The organism is Micromonospora sp. NPDC005173 (genome assembly GCF_040608515.1).
Taxonomy (GTDB): domain Bacteria; phylum Actinomycetota; class Actinomycetes; order Mycobacteriales; family Micromonosporaceae; genus Micromonospora.
Map to the genome: position 1 here is coordinate 140526 of NZ_JBEXIK010000004.1, position 16987 is coordinate 157512.

The following is a 16987-nucleotide window of genomic DNA, read 5'->3' on the forward strand; positions in this document are numbered from 1 at the left end:
GACGTCACGGCGATGCGGACGTGGCAGCGCTGAGTACGCCCTCGTTCCCGCTGCGATCCAGCGCGGACACGCAGTAGGAGAGCGGGCCGTCGGCTGGGGCGGTGCGGTCGACCCAGCCCGTACCTCGGGCGGTGCCGACGAGCTGGGCGGTGTCGCCGTCCACCCGGTAGACGGCGAAGCTCGCGGCGCCGTCCCCCCGCCAGGTCAGCGCCACCCCGCTGGTGTCCGCACGCCGCACGCCGGTGACCGTGGGCGCGGCCGGCGGCGCCGCCGGTAGCTGCGCCATCACGGGTACCAGCGCCGGGCCGGCGTAGTGCGCCGCGCTGTACCGGCTGACCGCCCCGAGTTTGTCGGCCCGCACCTGCCGGGCGCTGAAGTGCACGCTTCCGCTCACCCCGTGTTGGCGGTTGAGCGTGAGCTGGCGGTCCAGTTCGGCCGGGTCGCGCCAGGCGCCACGCTCGCCCACCCGGTAGTCGGCCTGCCCGATGTAGAGCTGCACCCGGGTGCCTTTCACCGTGGCCGCCCACCATGGCAGGAGCTTGGCGTAGTCGGCCTTGTCGAACCCGATGTGCCAGTAGAGCTGCGGTACGACGTAGTCCAGCCACTGCTTTCGTACCCAGAGTCGGGTGTCGGCGTAGATGTCGTCGTAGCTCTGCAGACCCGCGGTGGCTGAGCCGGCCGGGTCGGTGCGCGCGTTGCGCCAGATGCCGAACGGGCTGATCCCGAACTTCACCCACGGCTTGATCGCCTTGATCCGCTCGCTCATCTCCCGGACCAGCGTGTTCACGTTGTCCCGCCGCCAGGCGTGTTTGTCCGCGAAGCCCTTGCCGTACCGGGTGAACGCCGCGCCGTCCGGGAAGTCCTGCCCGGCCTCCGGGTACGGGTAGAAGAAGTCGTCGAAGTGCACCCCGTCGACGTCGTACCGCTGGACGGCCTCCAGCATCGCGTCCTCCACGAAGGTGCGCGCTTCGGGAATTCCCGGGTTGAAGTAGAGGCGGCTGCCGGGTCGGTCGGCGCTGGGATAGGTGACCACCCAGTCGCGGTGCCGCCGCAGCGGGTGTGTCGGCGCGAGCTGGTCCAGTTTGGGGCCGGGCCCGCCGACCGTGGCCGGCTGCCCGCCCCGGTACGGGTTGAACCAGGCGTGAAACTCCAGGTTGCGGGCGTGCGCCTCGGCGACCATGAACTCCATCGGGTCCCAGCCCGGGTCGCGGCCGTCGCGTCGTCCGGTCAGCCACTCCGACCAGGGCGCGTAGTTGGACGACCAGAGTGCGTCTCCGCTTGGGCGTACGTGCACGAAGACCGCGTTGTGGTTGCGTCGCACGGCCAGGTCCAGCCACCCGCGGAACTCCGCCCGCACCGTCTCGGCTGGCAACCCTCGCCGACTCGGCCAGTCGATGTTGTTCACCGTCGTGATCCACATGCCACGCAGTTCGCGGGGCGCCTGGGCCGGCCGGCCCGCACAGGTGGGGATGCCGCCCGCCGCGCCGGGGGCCGAATCGCCCCGCTGCGGTGCGCCGCCTTCGCCCGCAACCCGGTCCCGCAACGACCAGGCGCCGACCACGATCGCCATGACGAACGCGACGACCACTGCGACGAGCGCTCGGGCACGACGACGGCTATTGGGTGCGGCGGGCGGAGCGGCGGCGGGCATTGCCCCAGTCTGCCCAGTGTTGCCTGGCGGATGAAACACGATGGGCCGTTACTTAACGCTCAGCTAAGTCGGGCCGCTCGTGCGGTGGCCGCTTCAGCCCACCCGCTTGCCGGGCCTCGACGCCCAGGAGTGCTGGGGGTGTCGAGGCCCGGCCGCAGGTCAGCAGTAGAGGTTGGCTCCGGCGGGCACACCGAGGATGGCAACGAACTGCTGGTACTTGGTGACGCGACTCTGCACCTGGGCGGGGTTCCCGCCGTTGCACTCGATCGAGCCGTTGATGCTGCGGATGGTCTCGCCGAACCCGGCGCCGGTGACCATCGCGTTGTGGGCGGTCATGCTGCCCGGCCCGTTCTGGGTCATCCAGTACCAGATGGCGGTCTTCCAGGCCACCGCGGCATCGTTCTGCACCAGCCAGGGGTTGGTCAGCAGGGGCAGCCCGAGGGCGTTCCCGGCGGCGTTGTAGTTGAAGTTCCAGCTCAGCTGGATCGGCCCGCGCCCGTAGTAGGCGGCCTGCCCGGCGGGGCAGCCGTAGGGCTGGCCGGCGTCGCAGTAGTGCGGGTAGTTCGCGGTGTTCTGCTCCACGATGTGGACGAGCCCGCCGGTCTCGTGGTGCGTGTTCGCCAGGAAGGCTGCGGCTTCCTGGCGCTGGACGGTGGCACTGCCGGTCCTGGTGAACGCCGAGTAGGCGTTGAGTGCGGCGACGAGGCCGGAGTACGTGTAGAAGGAGTTGCGGCCCGGGAACATCTGGTTGAACTGGGCCTCGGTGACCACGAAGCCGCCGGGGTTGGTGGGGGGCGGGGTGGTGGGCGGTTGGCCGCTGCAGGTGTAGGGCTCCCAGTACCAGGTGCTGATGGTGGGGTCGTAGCCGGGATTGTCGTGCTCGGCGATGTAGTACAGGCCGTTGGTGAACCGCACGATGGCCCCGGTGGTGTACCAGGTGCCGGCGACCCAGTTCGGGTGGTTGCAGCTTCCTGAGGGCGGCGGGGTGGTGCCGCCGCCGCAGGCGCCGAGATCCTCCCAGACGCCGGTGGTGCCCGGGGGCGCCTCGCTCTGGGTCCACCACTTCGCCTGGTAGTTGCGGCCGTTGTGGGAGACCTGGGCGCCTCCCGTGTAGACGGCCGAGGACTGCCACGATGCTGCACAGGCCGCGGCGGATGCGGCCGTCGACGGGACGATTGCCATCAGTCCGCTGGCGACAGCCAGTGCCGCCAGCGCGACCAGGGCGCGCAGTCTCGACATGTGATCACTCCTTCCTGGGATATGACCGGCCGACGACTCGGCCTCACATAGACAGGAGTGACTGTAACATCTTCTGTTCGGAATCTTTACTATTAGCCGAGGGTCGAAGGTCCATGCCGCGAATGCCGCGTGCCTACTGCAGAGCCGGCCGGTCGGACGTCCTGCGCCCTGGGCAGCTACCGTCGAAGCGGTAACCAGGGCAGCGGTGCAAGGGGTCGGGTGATGACACGCCGGGACGAGGAGTCGGCATCGCCTCGAGACGGCGGCGGGTTTCTGCGGTGGGTGGAGCTGGCTGAGGGCGACGCGAACGTGTCGGACTATCCGTTCACGTTGCCCGTCGTTGCCGGGCTACGGGCGGCAGGTCGGCTGGAGCTGGATCCAGCGGTGACGTTCCTGGCCGGAGACAACGGCACCGGCAAGTCGACGCTGATCGAGGCGATCGCGGTAGCGGCGGGGTTCAACCCCGAGGGCGGATCAACCAACTTCCGGTTCAGCACCCGCGCCACCGAATCCGCTCTTGGTGAGCACCTGCAACTGGTCCGCGGGATCAGAAAGCCCCGCACCGGGTTCTTCCTGCGCGCCGAGTCCTTCTACAACGTGGTCACCGAGATCGACCGGCTCGGCGTCGCCGCCGGCTACGGCGGCGCCAGCCTGCACGAGCGATCCCACGGCGAGTCATTTCTCGACCTGGCCACGCACCGGTTCAAGCCCCGAGGCCTCTACCTGCTCGACGAACCGGAAGCCGCCCTGTCCGTGCACGGCTGCCTCGCGCTACTCACCCGCATCCACGATCTCACTCGGGCCGGCTCACAGTTCGTCATCGCCACCCACTCCCCCATCCTGCTGGCCGTCCCGCACGCCCGGATCCTGCAAATCGCACCCAGCGGCGTCATCAGCCATGTCGACTACGATGACGCCCAGCCGGTGCTGCTGACCCGATCATTCCTGGCCAACCCGCAGCGCTATCTGCATCACCTCTTCAGCGACGACGGCTGACCTGAACCAGACATGCATCACCTGGGAAATGGGTCGACCGGCGGGCGGGCAGTTCAGTCCAGGACCGCGGTGGCATCGACCTCGACCAGGAGGTCGGGGCCAGCGAGCGCGCTGACGCCCACCCCGGTGATCGGCGGGACCGGAGTGATTCCCAGCTTCGCGGCTGCCCGGGCAATCCCCTCCACCAGCAGAGACATCTTGTCTGGAGTGAAATCGACGATGTATACGGTCAGCTTCGCGATGTCATCGAAGGAGCCGCCGACCTCAGCCAGCGCGGCGCCGACGTTCAGGTAGCACTGCTCGACCTGAGCGGCGAGGTCGCCCACGCCGACCGTGCCGCCGTCGGCGTCCACGGCGACCTGGCCGGCGAGGAAGACCAACTTCGAGCCGGTGGCAACCGCCACCTGCCGGTGGGTATCGACCTTCGGAAGTCCTTCGGGGTTCACCAGAGTGATGGCCATGCGTCCTCCTCGTCGTGGAGCCAACGGGCTCGCTCGGGTCAAAACATAGCATGGCAATGCTATGTATCCTGGTGTGATGGTGAGAACAAAGGATCCGGCCGTCCGCACCTTGCTCGTCGAACGTGCGGCAACGATGCTCCGCACGCGAGAGCCCGTCACCCTCCGCTCACTGGTGGCCGGGACGGGCATGTCAACGATGGCCGTCTACACCTACTTCGGCGGCATGGAGGGCGTATGGAAAGCCCTGCGACAGGAGGGCTTCACCCGCCTGGCAGCGAGGTTCGCTACGGTACCCACCTCCGAGGATCCGGTTCAGGACCTGACGGCCTTGACCGTCGCCTACCTCGGCAACGCCCTGGACCACCCCGACCTGTACCGGGTCATGTTCGACGCGAACTTCGACCTTGAGGACCTCAAGTCCGCAGACGCGACCCTGGAGTACATGGTGCAAGCCGTCGGACGGTCCAGGCAGGTCGGCCGCTTCCGCGCCGGCACCGATCCGCTGGAGGTCGCGACCCAGACCTGGACCGTCGCCCACGGGCTGGCCTCCCTGGTCGCCAACGGTCCACTGTCGTCCCAAACGCTCGCCAACGGCGTCGCCCTCTTGACCGCGCTGTTCATCAACACCGGAGACGACCCCGGCAAATGCCGTTCCTCCGTCGAGAGGGGCTGGAAGCAGTTGCACCTGCCCGCCGGATAGTCCCCGTCAAACGCCTCGTCCGTTGGCCCGCGGCCGGCGGTCAGCCCTGCCAGCGCACGATCCCACCGACCACGGTGAGCGCCACCCTCAGGTCGCGCAGGCCAGCCGGCTCCACGCGGTACGGGTCGGTGGGCAGCGCGATGAAGTCCGCGAGCATCCCGGGAGTCAGCCGCCCCTTCAGGTGCTCCTCGTAGGAGGCGTACGCGCCGGCCTCCGTGAAGCAGCGCAGTGCCGCGTCGAGATCCACCCGCTCGTGCGGGTCCACGCCGCCGGGTGGGGTGCCGTCGGGCTGCTGCCGGGTGACCGCGGCGTGGATGCCGAAGAACGGATCCGGGTCCTCCACCGGGGCGTCCGAGCCGAACGCCACCGTCGCGCCGGCGTCCAACAGGTGCGCCAGGCGTACGAGGCCAGATCCCGCCCGGCGAGCATCCTGCTGGTCAGCGGGATGTCGCTGGTGCAGTGGGTGGGCTGCATCGAGGCGGTCACACCCAGCCGGGCCAGCAGCGGCACGTCCGCCGGCCGCAGGTGCTGTGTGTGTTCGATCCGATGCCGCAGCCGCCGTACCGCTCCGGCGACGGTGGGGTTGGTGCGCGCTGACTCCTGCCAGCGGGCGTACGCCCGCAGCACCATCTGGTTCGCCGCGTCGCCGATGGCGTGCGCCGCGACGGCGATGCCGGCAGCGGCCGCCTTCGCCACCAGCCGCTCGAACTCCTCCGCAGGGGTGACCGCGATGCCGTCGTTGCCCGGCTCGCCGTCGTACGGCTCGGTCATCAGGCAGGTGTGCGAGCCGAGCGCCCCGTCGGTGAAGATCTTGACCGGGCCGGTGCTGAGCCAGCGGTTACCGTCGCCGGTCGCCCAGCCCTGGTCGATGGCCTCGTCCAGCGCGGTCGACGGAATCGTCTTGTGTACCCGCAGCGGCAGCTCACCCCCGGCGTACAGGGTCTCGTAGGCGGCCCGGCAGTCCTGCCCGTCGAGGTCGTGGATGCTGGTAAGGCCGACAGAGAGCAGCCGGGGCAGGTGGGTGCGCAACTGCGCGACCAGGTCACCGGCGTGCGAGGAGCGCAACATGTCGTACGCGGCGTCCCCCGCCGCCTCCCGCAGGATCCCGGTCGGCTCGCCGCGTTCGTCGCGGGCGATCTGCCCGCCGACGGGGTCGGGGGTGCCGGCGTCGATGCCGAGCCGCCGGAGGGCGGCACTGTTGACCCAGGTGGTGGCGCCGCAGGCGCACCCGCACGGCGCAGCCCGGGTCGCAGAGCGGCCGGGCTCCCTCCCAGGGAGCCCGGCCGTCCGCGTACCGGCGGGTCAGTGGTGGCGGCCCTCCCCCACCCGGTAGGTGCGCAGGTTCGGGTCCGCCTTGATCTGTGCCTCGGTGTACTTGATCGTGTCCCAGCCCTTCCCGGAGTAGAGCGCCGTCTGGTCGCCGTACCAGGGGGAATTCGGGTTGGTCGACTGGGAGTAGGTGAGGATCTGCCGCCCGGACGGCCCGTGCGGGCCCAGTTCGACGGCCATCACGAAGGACGAGCCGTGCACCACCTTCGGGTAGCCGACGCCGGGCACCCGGTTGTTGACGATCATGTTGAAGATGCCAGCCTCGGCGCGTCCGCCGTGGATCGGGATGCGCCGGTCTCCGCGCGGCTCGGTCTGGACGGTGCCGAGACGGGCGTCGAGCGGGATGCCGGCGAGACGCTGCACGGCGTCGGCGAGCGCGGTGCGCACGGCCGGATTGGCCGTGTCCAGCCGGCGCGGCGTGCGCACCGGGTCGGTGACGGCGAAGGTGTCGGCGAAGCGCAGCCCGTTGGCCAGGACGAACTCGGTGAACAGGTGCGCGCCGCGACTGTCCAGGTCGACGTGCAGGTCCCAGCGGGCCAGTGCGGCGCAGGCGGCGCGCAGGTCGACGCTCGCGCCGTTCGAGGCGGTGCCGGTGGGCTGGGCGGTGCAGAGCGCGACGAGGTCGTCGCGGACCAGTTCACCGCCGTACACCCGGTTGCCGAAGACGGTCTGCCACAGCCGGTCGGCGGTGAACCCACGGCCGGGCAGCCCGTCGGTGCCGGCGAGGCGCTGCTGCACCTGATCCAGACCGAGACGGGTACGCAGGCTGCGCGGGGTGCGTTCGTCGCCGATGATGCGCGAGAAGCCCTCCAGTGGCGCCTTCGGGTTGGCCAGCCAGTAACTGTCGTTGGAGTTGGTGACGTAGTCGGCGCGGATGCTGACCGGCAGGTTCGCCGGGCCGAGGATGCCGGGCACGGCGGCGTCCGGGTCGGCGCCGAGCGCGCAGGCCGATCGGGAGCCGTCCAGGACGGCCTGGCCGCTGCTGGCGTAGAGCGGCTGGAACGGCGCTGGAATGCAGGCGGCGGCGAGGGCGTCGGTCACCCGGGGCACCACCGAGTGGTCGGCGTAGAGCGCCTCGCCGCGGGCGTCGGCGGCGATCACGTTGACCCAGGGCAGGAACTGGTAGCGGTCGAGCACCCGATTCAGGTCGCGGACCGTCTCGGCGCGGCCCATCTGCAGCCAGCCGTCGAAGGCCCGGTTGTTGGTGGCGTTGGCGTCGGTGATGGCGTACGCGGTCCCGGCGGTCCAGTCGAAGGTGCCGGGCACCACCACGACCGGCCCGAAGTGGGTGTCGTGGAAGGTCCGGCTGACCGGCACGTTGCCGCCGTTCGGGCCGGGCACCTGGACGGTGACGGTACGGGTGGTCATCTTCCGGGGCTGACCGTCCAGGTAGTACGAGGTGGGATCGCCGGGGACCAGCGCGAGGCGGTGCCAGACGAACCGGCGTGCCGTGGAGACGGTGTGGCTCCAGGCGAGGGTGCGGTTGTGGCCGATCTCGACGATCGGATCGCCGATCAGGGCGGCGCCCTCGACGTCGTAGCGGCCGGGAACCTTGAGGTGCATCCGGTAGAAGCGTTCCGCGCCGTCCCACGGGAAGTGCGGGTTGGCCAGAACCATGCCGCCCCGATTGGCGGTCGCCGCCTCGCCGAGCCCGTACGCGTTGCTGCCCACCCCGGCGGGGGCGCCGTCGCGGGCGGCGAGCACGGCTGCCGCGCCGGGCGCGTCCTGCGCGGCGGCCGGGCCGGTGGCGGTGGGCGGGGCGGCGGCGACGATCCCGTCGAGCAGCGCCCGCGAGCCGGCCCGGATCATGCTGGCCCAGGTGGTGCGCCAGATGTCCAGCTCGGTCAGCGGGCGCACCCAGGGCTTGGCCCGGCACGCCGGGTCGGTGAGCTTCGTCGCGCCGGTGCGGCGCAGGTAGGAGTTGTAGCCGGCGACGAAGCCGCGGATCTGGTCGCGGACGTCGTTGGACGGTGAGTGGATGCCGTCGCGGCGGCCGTCGAGCAGGCGTTGCACCGTCCGGTCGTCGATGGCCTTGCGGAAGAACAGGTCGCTGCGCACGTTCGCGTCGGTCGGGCCGGTCGCGCCGAAGTAGCGGGAGCGCTCGGCGTTGACCGTCACCACCTTCTCGGCGATGACGCAGAGGTTGTCCTCCGCCTGCACGTATCCGACGCCGAAGCCGAGGTTGGCGTAGCTCGTGGCGGTGATGTGCGGCACGCCGTAGGACGCGCGGCGGATCTCGGCCGAATAGCCGCGATCACGCTGGTGCGCGCCGGCCGGTGGCGCGCTCAGCCCCACTATGACCAGGCCCAGAGCGGTCACCGCCGCGCCGAGGCGTGTTGCTGCTTTCATCGCATCCTCCCCCCGTCACGTCCCCCAGACGCCGTCGTCAGAGAGACATTCACGTTGGTCGGCATTCTCGTCGCTGCCGTGCCGCCCCGTACACCCCGGCGCGCCGATCGACCGCCCCGGTGCGGTCAGCGGTCGAACAGATACGTTGGTCGACAACCGATAAATGGATCAACATAATGCCTGCTACGGTGGGTTGTGTGTCCACCACCGACCCGTGCGAGCTGCCGGCCGACCGCGAGCGAGGTTCGAACTTCGGCTGGTCTCTTGGCATGGTGCTGCGGCGCTGGCACGAGTACGTCGAGGAGGCGCTGAAGGATCTGCCGCACGGCAGCCGCGGGTATCACATCCTGGCCGTGGTCGTACACGAAGAGGTTCCGACCCAGGCGGCCCTGGCGTCGCGCCTGGTGATCGACCGCAGCGTCCTGACGTACGTGATCGACGACCTGGAGAACGCCGGCCTCATCGAGCGGCAGTTGGACCCGCGCGACCGGCGTGCCCGGCGCATCGTGGCCACCGAGCGTGGGCGGGAGACGCTCGCCGACGCCGAGCAGCGGGTCGCGCACGCCGAGGACCACGTGCTGGCCGGGCTGCCCGAGGAGCAGCGGGCCACCTTCCGCGACTTCGCCGAACGCGCCGCCGAGGCGATCCACACCGCCGCACCCGGCACCGACCCCTGCGCCGCGGTGACGGACGTCCTTCGCCCGGAGGATCAGCCCACCCGCTGACTCAGACCCGACCAGGCGCGGACGACCGTGGGCCGTCCCGAACTGGCGGCGGCCCAGTGGTCTCAGTCGGCATCGTCGATCTCCTCTTCGGTCCACCGGGCACCCGCCGGTGGAATGGGGAAGTTGCGGTTGAAGATGTTGTCCGGGTCGTACGTCGCCTTGATGGCGCGCAACCGGCTGAGGGTCGGCTCGGGAAAGGCGTCCAGGAGCCGTTCCGGACTGGTGTCGGACTCGAAGCTGAGGTACATGCCGTCGAGGTGCTCGTACAGGTCAGCCCAGAGCTTGTCGAGTTGGGACCTGCGGTCCGCGACGGTGGCGGCGAGTACCGAGAAGTTCTGGTCCCGGTGTGCGTAGGCGGTCGCCTCGCGGGCGATGTCGTTGACCGCCCCCCCGACGGAACGGAGCTGCATGATCATCACGTCACCCGAGTGGATCATGGCGGCCATGACGTCCGCCGCCTGCGGGGTGATGTGATGCAGCAGGCCACTGTGGCTGTCGGACAGTCCCTGGCCCCGATGCTGGTTACCGGGCGGTGCGACGATCGCCGGGTACGGCACGAGCTGGGCCTGCTGGTCGAGGATCGGCCCGATCTCGAGGAACGGGCTCAGGGCGGCCTGCGCCGCTTCGACGTCGTCTCCGGCGTAGACGAGGGTGACCTGGGCCGCAGCGGAGTTGCCACGGCGGGCGGGGAACAGGGAGAGGAAGCTGGTGATCTCCCGCGGCGCGTCCTCGACGAGCTGGCCCCAACGACGGAGCAGGCCGGCCGTGTCGGTCGCATCGACGACGAGCTGGGCGTAGGCGACGTTGTCGACCTCGTACGCCTCCAGTTCGAGGGCGGTGACGACGCCGAAGTTGCCGCCGGCGCCACGGATCGCCCAGAACAGGTCGGGGTGATGGTGCTCGTCGACGCGGAGCAGGCTGCCGTCCGCGGTGACGATCTCCGCGGCGACGATGTGGTCGATGGTGAGGCCGTACCTGCGGACCAGATATCCGATGCCGGCGGTGGTGGCCAGGCCGCCGACGCCCACGTCACCGTAGTCTCCCGAGCTCATCGCCAGGCCGTACGGGGCGAGCGCCCGGGCGACGTGGCCCCAGCGGGCTCCCGGCTCCAGGCGGATCCGGCGGGTGGCCCGGTCGAGCACCTCGACCTTGTTCATCGTGGACAGGTCGATGACGACTCCGCCGTCGTTCGTCGATCGGCCACTGATGCCGTGCCCGCCACTGCGTACGGAGATCGGAGCACTCTGCGTCCGTGCATAGGCGACCGCGTCGACCACTTCGGCGGCACCCTGCGGACGGATCACCAGGGCCGGTGATCCCTGCCAGCTGTAGCTGTGCCGCACCCGCTCGTACTCCGGGTCGCCAGGCTCGACGGACCGGGTGGCCAGCGACGCGGGCAGCGCGTCGTAGTCGATGCCGGGCTGGCGCTTCGCCAGGGTGACGGCGGACCGGACCGGACCGGTCGGGGCCGCGTTCCCCGGGCGCTCCCTGGCCACCGCCTCCCGCAGCGCGGGAGCGATCTCCTGCCCGAAGGTCTGGATGAGGCGTGGATCGTCGCGGCCGATCAGGAAGGCGCTGAACCCTTCCTCCAGCACCAGCGGGAGGAGTTGGTCGACCCACTGCTCGGCCGGTCCCTGGAGGAAGCCGCGGTTACGCGACGACACGTCGACCGTGAAGAGGTTGAGCAGCCGACGGATCTGGCGCGGGTCCCGTCCGGCCTCGACCGCCGCCTCGTCGATGAGGCGGTTGGCGGTGAACCGGTCCGGCGACCGGAGGTACTCCAGGGTCGGCAACCAGCCGTTGGCCGTCTGGCCGGTCAACGCCAGCATGCGTGGCTGGTAGGCGCCGAGCCAGATGTCGATCGCATGAGCCGGCACCGGGCCGCGCTGCATGCCCGGGATCGGGTAGTACTTCCCTTCCCTCCGCAGCGGTCCGGAGTCGGCGTCGTCCCAGACGCCGCGCAGGACGTCGATCGCCTCCCGCAGCGCGGTGACGCCCTGCCCCGCGGTCAACCGACGGCCACCCATGCCCTCGACGCCGTCCCAGAACGCGCCAGCGCCGAGGCCGAGTTCGAACCGGCCGTGCGACAGCCGGTCCAGGCTCGCCGCGGCCCGGGCCAGGACGGCCGGCGGACGCAGCGGCAGGTTCAGGACGTTCGCCGAGACCCTGAGCCGCTCCGTGCGGGCGGCGACCCAGCTCAACAGGGTCCAGGTGTCGAGGAACTCGGCGTTGTACGGATGGTCCTGGAAGGTGGCGAGATCCAATCCGACCGTCTCGGTCAGTTCGGCCAGCGTCACCACCCGATCCGGGTCGTCCGCGCTCGGCGTGAGAAACGTCCCGAACAGGAGTTCGTGTCCGTAATCAGGCATGTGCGGTTGCCACCAATCTCACCATCGCTCGGGTATCTGTTGGTCAACAACTCATATGCTGGACAACGTATTCCCTACCCTCGCGGCGACGTCACGGCAGCAACTAGCCTGCGCAGATGCGACACACCCTCACCCCGGGCGACGAGACCCTGCACGGCCACTTCTCCCCCGACTTCCCGCCGGTGCTCACCATCGAGCCGGGCGACACCGTCACCTACCGCACCCTGGACTGCTGGTGGTCGGCCGGCCCGTACCCGGGCGGGAAGAACCGGGAACGGCCCCGGGCCCCGCAGTACCAGCCCGACCACGGACACGCGCTGATCGGTCCGGTTGCGGTCCGCGGTGCCCGCGCCGGCCAGACCCTCGAGGTACGCATCGACGCGATCGTCCCGGCCACCTGGGGGACCACTGTGGCCGGCGGCTGGCCGAGCAACTTCAACGAGCGGTACGGCGTCGAGACGGACGGCGTGGTGCACACCTGGGCACTGGACCCGGTGACGATGACCGGCCGCAACCAGCACGGCCACACCATCGCGCTGCGCCCCTTCATGGGGGTGCTCGGCATGCCGCCGGCCGAGCCGGGGCAGCACTCGACGGTGCCGCCGCGACCCCACGGCGGCAACCTGGACTGCAAGGATCTGACCGCCGGCAGCACCCTGCTGCTGCCGATCCCGGTCGACGGGGCGCTGTTCTCGGTCGGAGACGGGCACGCCGCGCAGGGGGACGGAGAGGTCGGCGGTACCGCGATCGAGTGCCCGATGGACGAGGTGACGCTGACCGTCGACGTCCGCGACGACTTCCCGGTCACCGGCCCGGTGGCGCGCACTGCGGACGCCTGGCTGACCCTTGGCGTCGGCGCGTCCCTCGACGACGCCACGTTCATGGCCCTGGACTCGATGCTGACCCTGATGCAACGGCTGCACGGCATCAGTCGTCCGGACGCGGTGGCGCTGGCCAGCGTCGCGGTCGACGTACGGGTGACGCAGATCGTCAACCAGACCGTCGGCGCGCACGCGGTGCTCCGCCACGACGCGCTGCGCTGAGCCGGCGCGACCACGTCGGCGCTGTCAGCGCCTCGATGATCCCGTCAGTGCGGGCCGCCGTCCAGGATCGCGTACGCCAGCCACCGGATCCGCTGCATCTCGGTGGACAGGTCGGCGGCGGCCACCGCGCCGTTACTGCTCCGGCGTCGCGTGCTTCGTCACTGACGGTATGCCGCACAACGCCCCTGGTAGATCGCAGGCGATCGCCGGAGGCCGCGCCGCGACAGCCGCGGTGCGAGGCGGGCGGCCGGAGCCAGGCCGTGACGCCTCGGCAAGCAGCATTCGCAGTCCCTCGGCGAGGCCGGCGTGCCCGGTGGCCCGGATGGGGAACGGCAGCCGGGCGTCGGTGTGTCCGTCTGCTGCCTCGACGCGGAGCACCATGCCGTCGGCGTCGACGGCGACCGGTACGACCCGAGTCGACCTGGCGGTCACCGCGGGGTCGACCAGCGTCGCGAGCTGGTCGAGAACGTCGCCGTGCCGCTGGACGAGGTGCTGCAGGTGTGCGGCCTCGACGGTCGCGAGCGGGTCCGGCAGGGCGGCACGATAGGCGCTGACGCTCACCGTCATTTCGTCGCCGTCACGGATGAGGCCGACCTCGACCGGTTCGACCGCCCACAGCGCGACGGGAGGCAGGTCGAGCAGGGACAGGACAGTGTCGTCGTCGCACGAGTCCAGGCTGGCCGGGTCGAACCGGCGGGCGGTACCCAACACCCACACCCTGGCCCGCACCCGGGACCGGACGGCAACCGGAATGAGCTGCGTCACGTCGAGCCGGACTGCCCCCGGTCGACCTCGGGCGGCGACCAACAGGCCGCCGGCCTGGGTCATCGCATCGACCGCGAGAACCACCGTGCCGTCGGGCAGTACGGCGTGCTCTTCGATGAGATCTATGGCGGTGTCGCCGAGCCGGAGCCGTAGTGACGCCGTGGCGGACAGGGCGGAGCGCACCGTCACGCTGGTCAAACCGGTCGCTACGGCGCGTACTCCCGCCGCTGGCGCCTCTGCCGTCGCGTCGGAGCCGGAAGCGGCATCAGCCAGCTCTGCTCGATGCCCGGCGGGATGGAACACGATGTCGGGCCCCCTCGGCCATGAAGTGAAGACGAACTCGACCTAGGGGCATGACTTTAGTAGGCAAGGCTTACCTTGCCAAGTGAGGTGGTGTCGTACCGCCGCAAGGCGGCACGGCACCGAGCCCGAGGCGCCGTCACCCGGTAGGGCGGCACCTGGTGACTCTCACGCGGGCTGGTAGGTGAGGCAGTCACTCGCGGTGGCGCCCGGACCGACAGTGATGGACTCGGCGGTGCAGGCGAGGTTGGTGTTGTAGACACACTCGGAACGCGCGCAAGCGCCAACCGCACCGGTGACCTCCGCGATCCCTCCGGCCACCGACGACTCGACAAACGTCGCACATGATGCGGCGTCCCCCGTCGAGGCCACGGTGATCGCCGGAGCGTGGCAGCCGCTGTCGTTGAAACTACAGGTCGTGGCGGCGCATTCGCGTACCGGAGGCGACTGCAGCAACGTTTTCATGGTGTCTCCCTTTGTCCGGGCCAGGCGGCGGGGCATGTCCACCCGGCGTGTGGATCTGCCGTCAATATTTGCCGCTCAGATGGAGGGCAAACCCGTTACCAGCCATCCTGCATTTAAATCTGAATAGCAATCACCACTCTAGCGGCGAACGCCGGTGACAGCAGACTTGTCGCAGTTCCTGCCTGGGTCGTGAACAAGAAAGATTAGCCTTACCTTTGTTAGGCCAGTCTTGCTTTACCTGCCGAATATCGAAGAGCCCTTCTCATCATGCGTAGTGGTTGGTCTCCACATGGTGTAGGACGAGGGTGGATATGGGCGCTGCCGGAGAACGCGGGACCTGGGTAGCCTGGACACCATGATCTTCATTACCGCCAAGTTCCGCGTCATGCCCGAGCACGCTGACCGGTGGCCGCAGATCGCCGCCGACTTCACCGAGGCGACCCGGGCCGAGCCGGGTTGCCTGTGGTTCGACTGGTCCCGCAGCCTGGACGACCCGACCGAGTACGTGCTGGTTGAGGCGTTTCGCGACGACGAGGCCGGCGGGGCACACGTGCAGTCCGCCCATTTCCGCACGGCGCAGAAGACCCTGCCGCCGCACCTGGCCGAGACGCCGCGCATCGTGAACGCCACGGTGCCGCAGGAGGACTGGTCTTTGCTCGGCGAGATGGCCGTGCCCGAGGGGCGCTGACCGCGCTGGCGCAGGCGCGCCGGGATGGCAACGGCATCGACCCGGCACGCCCCGCCGGCGTACGTCACCGGAAGAACGCGCGCACCGGGCGGACGAACCACAACATCCAGACCACGACGATCGTCACGACCGCGCCCATGATCAGCAGAAGCCTGATCCACGAATTGTCGATGAGCGCGAAGACGAAGAACCGCCCGACGAACTGGATCGCGAGCAGCACCGTGACGAGCACCCGGGTCCAGGTGCGGCCGCTGAAGAGCTTGACCGCCAGCCACGCGTAGAAAAGCCCGAAGCTGAGGTGGAACGCTTGCGGGACACCGATTCCGTACGGCGGCGTGAACAGCGAGAACGCGTGCTCGGCCACCAGGACGAACAACAGCACCCGAACTGCGGCAAGCCCGGCCGGCGCCAACCGGGGCGAACGTTGCTGTGCGGGGCGTAGCAGGGAATCAGCCATCGCGAACACTCTCCCTCAGTGCGCTCGGTGTCGATCGGCAAGCCGATCGTCACCCCACCCGGTTCATCGGCACATCCGGGCGATCCCCGCGCCGCCCCCAGAGACAACCCCGAGGACGCACCCCTACAGGTGCTGGTGGCACACCCGCGATCGCCTGGACTACGGGATATCGGCATGCGAGCGTGGCCGACTCGTCTGGCGCTCCTCGCCGCTGACCACAGGCCGGCGGTGCTCCGGCGCGGCGGCCGATCGGCCGCCGCGCCGGAAGGCGTGGACTCGGGTCAGCTCGCGCTACAGGAGACCGTCGGCCAGGTCCAGTTGCCGTTGGCCTGGATGGTGACACCGAAATTGTTGCCGTTTCCGTTGGGCCTGGCGGTCAGTACCTGGGCGCTGGGATAGCTGGCGCTGATGTTCCAGGTGGAGAGAATCTTCGCCGGGGACGGGACGTTCATCGTCACGGTCCAGTTGCTGGAGCCGGAGACCGAGACGTTGAGGTTGTACCGGTCGCTCCACTGCTGGCCGGCGGAGAGCGACGCGCTGCAGCCACCCCCGCCGGGCGGCGGGGTGGTCGGGTTACCGCCGCCGGAGCCGCCCAGCGTGATGTTGGAATTCCCGCTGCTCTGGTATCCCTCGGTGGCGAGAATCATGTAGTCATGACTGCCCAGGTTCATTCCATTGCGGGCCCAGGCATCAAAGTGGTTGCCCGAGGTGATGGTTCCACCCGTCCTCTTTGACTGCCGCACACTCCAGTACTGGTAGAAGGTCCTGATGCCCTCGATGGAGGGCTGGTTGACCCGCTGCGTCTGATAGATGTCGTACGTGCCGCCATCACTGGTCACCGTGCCCTTGTAGGTGCCGGTGGGCCGGTAGGTGCCCCAGTTGTCGACGACGTAGTACTCGATGAGCGGGTTTCTCGTCCACCCGTAGAGGGTCAGATACGCGTTGCCGGACGGATTGAAACTGCCCGAGTAGCTCACGCTCCTGCGCCCGCCGGTGCTCCAGCCCTTACCGGCGACGAAATTCCCGGTGTTCTGCCAGGAGGTGCTGTAGTTCCCCCCGGCTCCCAACTCCATGGAGACCGACCCGGGACTGTCGGTCCAGAACGAATAGAAGTAACCGTTGTTGGTGCCGGTCTGATTCGAGGTCACGGCCGCCTGAGCCGGGCCGGACAGGACCGCCGAGGCCGCGACCAGCACCAGGGCGCAGGCACCGCCGACGAACAGCCTGATGCGGCCGCGGATCCGGCCTTTCGGGTGGGTGGGGGCGTCGTTCAGGTGCATGCTTCCTCCTCGTGAAGGCTGGCAGGGCGGCCAGACAGCGTGGTGCGACCCGGCAAGGCGCTCGGCGCTCGGCGGTGACGGCCACCGGGCTTCGACGTCTCACAACGCGGTGGGGGTTGGCCGGTCGCCCTGCCGTCGGCGACCGGAGGACCAGGGCGCGGTACGTGTCC

The 16987-nt window shown here is 69.7% G+C and carries 14 protein-coding genes and 1 pseudogene; 5 read left to right on the forward strand and 10 right to left on the reverse strand.

All coding sequences use genetic code 11. The features are described from left to right. Positions 1 to 4: 4 nt before the first annotated feature. A complete protein-coding gene (locus ABZV00_RS07750) occupies positions 5 to 1651 on the reverse strand; it encodes a family 10 glycosylhydrolase (RefSeq protein WP_355602807.1) in 1647 nt (548 codons plus the stop codon). A gap of 159 nt (positions 1652 to 1810) precedes the next feature. After that, complete coding sequence (locus ABZV00_RS07755) at positions 1811 to 2890, reverse strand: glycoside hydrolase family 19 protein (protein ID WP_355602809.1); 1080 nt, start codon at positions 2888 to 2890, stop codon at positions 1811 to 1813. A gap of 222 nt (positions 2891 to 3112) precedes the next feature. Between ABZV00_RS07755 and ABZV00_RS07760 the strand changes: the two genes are divergently transcribed. Further along, positions 3113 to 3886, forward strand: a complete 774-nt coding sequence (locus tag ABZV00_RS07760; RefSeq protein ID WP_355602811.1) for an AAA family ATPase — start codon at positions 3113 to 3115, stop codon at positions 3884 to 3886. A 53-nt stretch (positions 3887 to 3939) separates the two neighbouring features. On the opposite strand, the gene ABZV00_RS07765 is transcribed toward ABZV00_RS07760, so the two are convergent. Then, the gene (locus ABZV00_RS07765) at positions 3940 to 4347 is read right to left on the reverse strand and encodes a RidA family protein (protein ID WP_355602813.1); all 408 of its coding nucleotides are present in this window, start codon (positions 4345 to 4347) and stop codon (positions 3940 to 3942) included. Positions 4348 to 4423: 76 nt separating this feature from the next. Here ABZV00_RS07765 and ABZV00_RS07770 point away from each other — a divergent pair, with 76 nt between their 5' ends. Then, positions 4424 to 5047 (forward strand): TetR/AcrR family transcriptional regulator, encoded by a 624-nt coding sequence (locus ABZV00_RS07770; RefSeq protein WP_355602815.1) that lies wholly within the window; start codon positions 4424 to 4426, stop codon positions 5045 to 5047. A 40-nt stretch (positions 5048 to 5087) separates the two neighbouring features. Here ABZV00_RS07770 and ABZV00_RS07775 read toward each other — a convergent pair. Together ABZV00_RS07775 and ABZV00_RS07780 are read right to left on the reverse strand one after the other, a co-directional pair. Beyond that, positions 5088 to 6229, reverse strand: a pseudogene (locus ABZV00_RS07775) (amidohydrolase); the annotation flags it as partial. Between the two features lie 120 nt (positions 6230 to 6349). Next, on the reverse strand, positions 6350 to 8725 hold the full coding sequence (locus tag ABZV00_RS07780; protein WP_355602817.1) for an acylase: 2376 nt from the start codon (positions 8723 to 8725) through the stop codon (positions 6350 to 6352). Between the two features lie 197 nt (positions 8726 to 8922). Between ABZV00_RS07780 and ABZV00_RS07785 the strand changes: the two genes are divergently transcribed. Then, positions 8923 to 9450, forward strand: coding sequence for a MarR family transcriptional regulator (locus tag ABZV00_RS07785; protein ID WP_328417598.1), 528 nt, complete (start codon positions 8923 to 8925; stop codon positions 9448 to 9450). A 62-nt stretch (positions 9451 to 9512) separates the two neighbouring features. Here ABZV00_RS07785 and ABZV00_RS07790 read toward each other — a convergent pair whose 3' ends face one another. Continuing rightward, positions 9513 to 11819, reverse strand: a complete 2307-nt coding sequence (locus ABZV00_RS07790) for an LLM class flavin-dependent oxidoreductase (RefSeq protein WP_355602819.1) — start codon at positions 11817 to 11819, stop codon at positions 9513 to 9515. Between the two features lie 116 nt (positions 11820 to 11935). Here ABZV00_RS07790 and ABZV00_RS07795 point away from each other — a divergent pair, with 116 nt between their 5' ends. Continuing rightward, positions 11936 to 12862, forward strand: coding sequence for an acetamidase/formamidase family protein (locus ABZV00_RS07795; protein WP_355602821.1), 927 nt, complete (start codon positions 11936 to 11938; stop codon positions 12860 to 12862). Positions 12863 to 12994: 132 nt separating this feature from the next. Here ABZV00_RS07795 and ABZV00_RS07800 read toward each other — a convergent pair whose 3' ends face one another. After that, positions 12995 to 13933 carry a DUF2470 domain-containing protein gene (locus ABZV00_RS07800; RefSeq protein WP_355603115.1) on the reverse strand — a complete coding sequence of 313 codons (939 nt, stop codon included), beginning with the start codon at positions 13931 to 13933 and terminating at the stop codon, positions 12995 to 12997. Between the two features lie 162 nt (positions 13934 to 14095). After that, positions 14096 to 14392 (reverse strand): DUF1540 domain-containing protein, encoded by a 297-nt coding sequence (locus ABZV00_RS07805; protein ID WP_328417604.1) that lies wholly within the window; start codon positions 14390 to 14392, stop codon positions 14096 to 14098. A 355-nt stretch (positions 14393 to 14747) separates the two neighbouring features. On the opposite strand from ABZV00_RS07805, the gene ABZV00_RS07810 reads away from it, so the two are divergent. Next, positions 14748 to 15080 carry a putative quinol monooxygenase gene (locus tag ABZV00_RS07810; protein WP_355602823.1) on the forward strand — a complete coding sequence of 111 codons (333 nt, stop codon included), beginning with the start codon at positions 14748 to 14750 and terminating at the stop codon, positions 15078 to 15080. Positions 15081 to 15144: 64 nt separating this feature from the next. Here ABZV00_RS07810 and ABZV00_RS07815 read toward each other — a convergent pair whose 3' ends face one another. Next, a complete protein-coding gene (locus tag ABZV00_RS07815) occupies positions 15145 to 15537 on the reverse strand; it encodes a hypothetical protein (protein ID WP_355602825.1) in 393 nt (130 codons plus the stop codon). A gap of 281 nt (positions 15538 to 15818) precedes the next feature. Further along, positions 15819 to 16817, reverse strand: coding sequence for a glycoside hydrolase family 11 protein (locus ABZV00_RS07820; RefSeq protein WP_355602827.1), 999 nt, complete (start codon positions 16815 to 16817; stop codon positions 15819 to 15821). Between the last annotated feature and the right edge of the window lie 170 nt (positions 16818 to 16987).

Bases quoted from the DNA above. Each gene is read 5' to 3' on its own strand.
- ABZV00_RS07750 (WP_355602807.1), bottom strand. From the start codon at position 1,651: ATGCCCGCCGCCGCTCCGCCCGCCGCACCCAATAGCCGTCGTCGTGCC.
- ABZV00_RS07755 (WP_355602809.1), bottom strand. From the start codon at position 2,890: ATGTCGAGACTGCGCGCCCTGGTCGCGCTGGCGGCACTGGCTGTCGCC.
- ABZV00_RS07760 (WP_355602811.1), top strand. From the start codon at position 3,113: ATGACACGCCGGGACGAGGAGTCGGCATCGCCTCGAGACGGCGGCGGG.
- ABZV00_RS07765 (WP_355602813.1), bottom strand. From the start codon at position 4,347: ATGGCCATCACTCTGGTGAACCCCGAAGGACTTCCGAAGGTCGATACC.
- ABZV00_RS07770 (WP_355602815.1), top strand. From the start codon at position 4,424: ATGGTGAGAACAAAGGATCCGGCCGTCCGCACCTTGCTCGTCGAACGT.
- ABZV00_RS07780 (WP_355602817.1), bottom strand. From the start codon at position 8,725: ATGAAAGCAGCAACACGCCTCGGCGCGGCGGTGACCGCTCTGGGCCTG.
- ABZV00_RS07790 (WP_355602819.1), bottom strand. From the start codon at position 11,819: ATGCCTGATTACGGACACGAACTCCTGTTCGGGACGTTTCTCACGCCG.
- ABZV00_RS07795 (WP_355602821.1), top strand. From the start codon at position 11,936: ATGCGACACACCCTCACCCCGGGCGACGAGACCCTGCACGGCCACTTC.
- ABZV00_RS07805 (WP_328417604.1), bottom strand. From the start codon at position 14,392: ATGAAAACGTTGCTGCAGTCGCCTCCGGTACGCGAATGCGCCGCCACG.
- ABZV00_RS07810 (WP_355602823.1), top strand. From the start codon at position 14,748: ATGATCTTCATTACCGCCAAGTTCCGCGTCATGCCCGAGCACGCTGAC.
- ABZV00_RS07815 (WP_355602825.1), bottom strand. From the start codon at position 15,537: ATGGCTGATTCCCTGCTACGCCCCGCACAGCAACGTTCGCCCCGGTTG.
- ABZV00_RS07820 (WP_355602827.1), bottom strand. From the start codon at position 16,817: ATGCACCTGAACGACGCCCCCACCCACCCGAAAGGCCGGATCCGCGGC.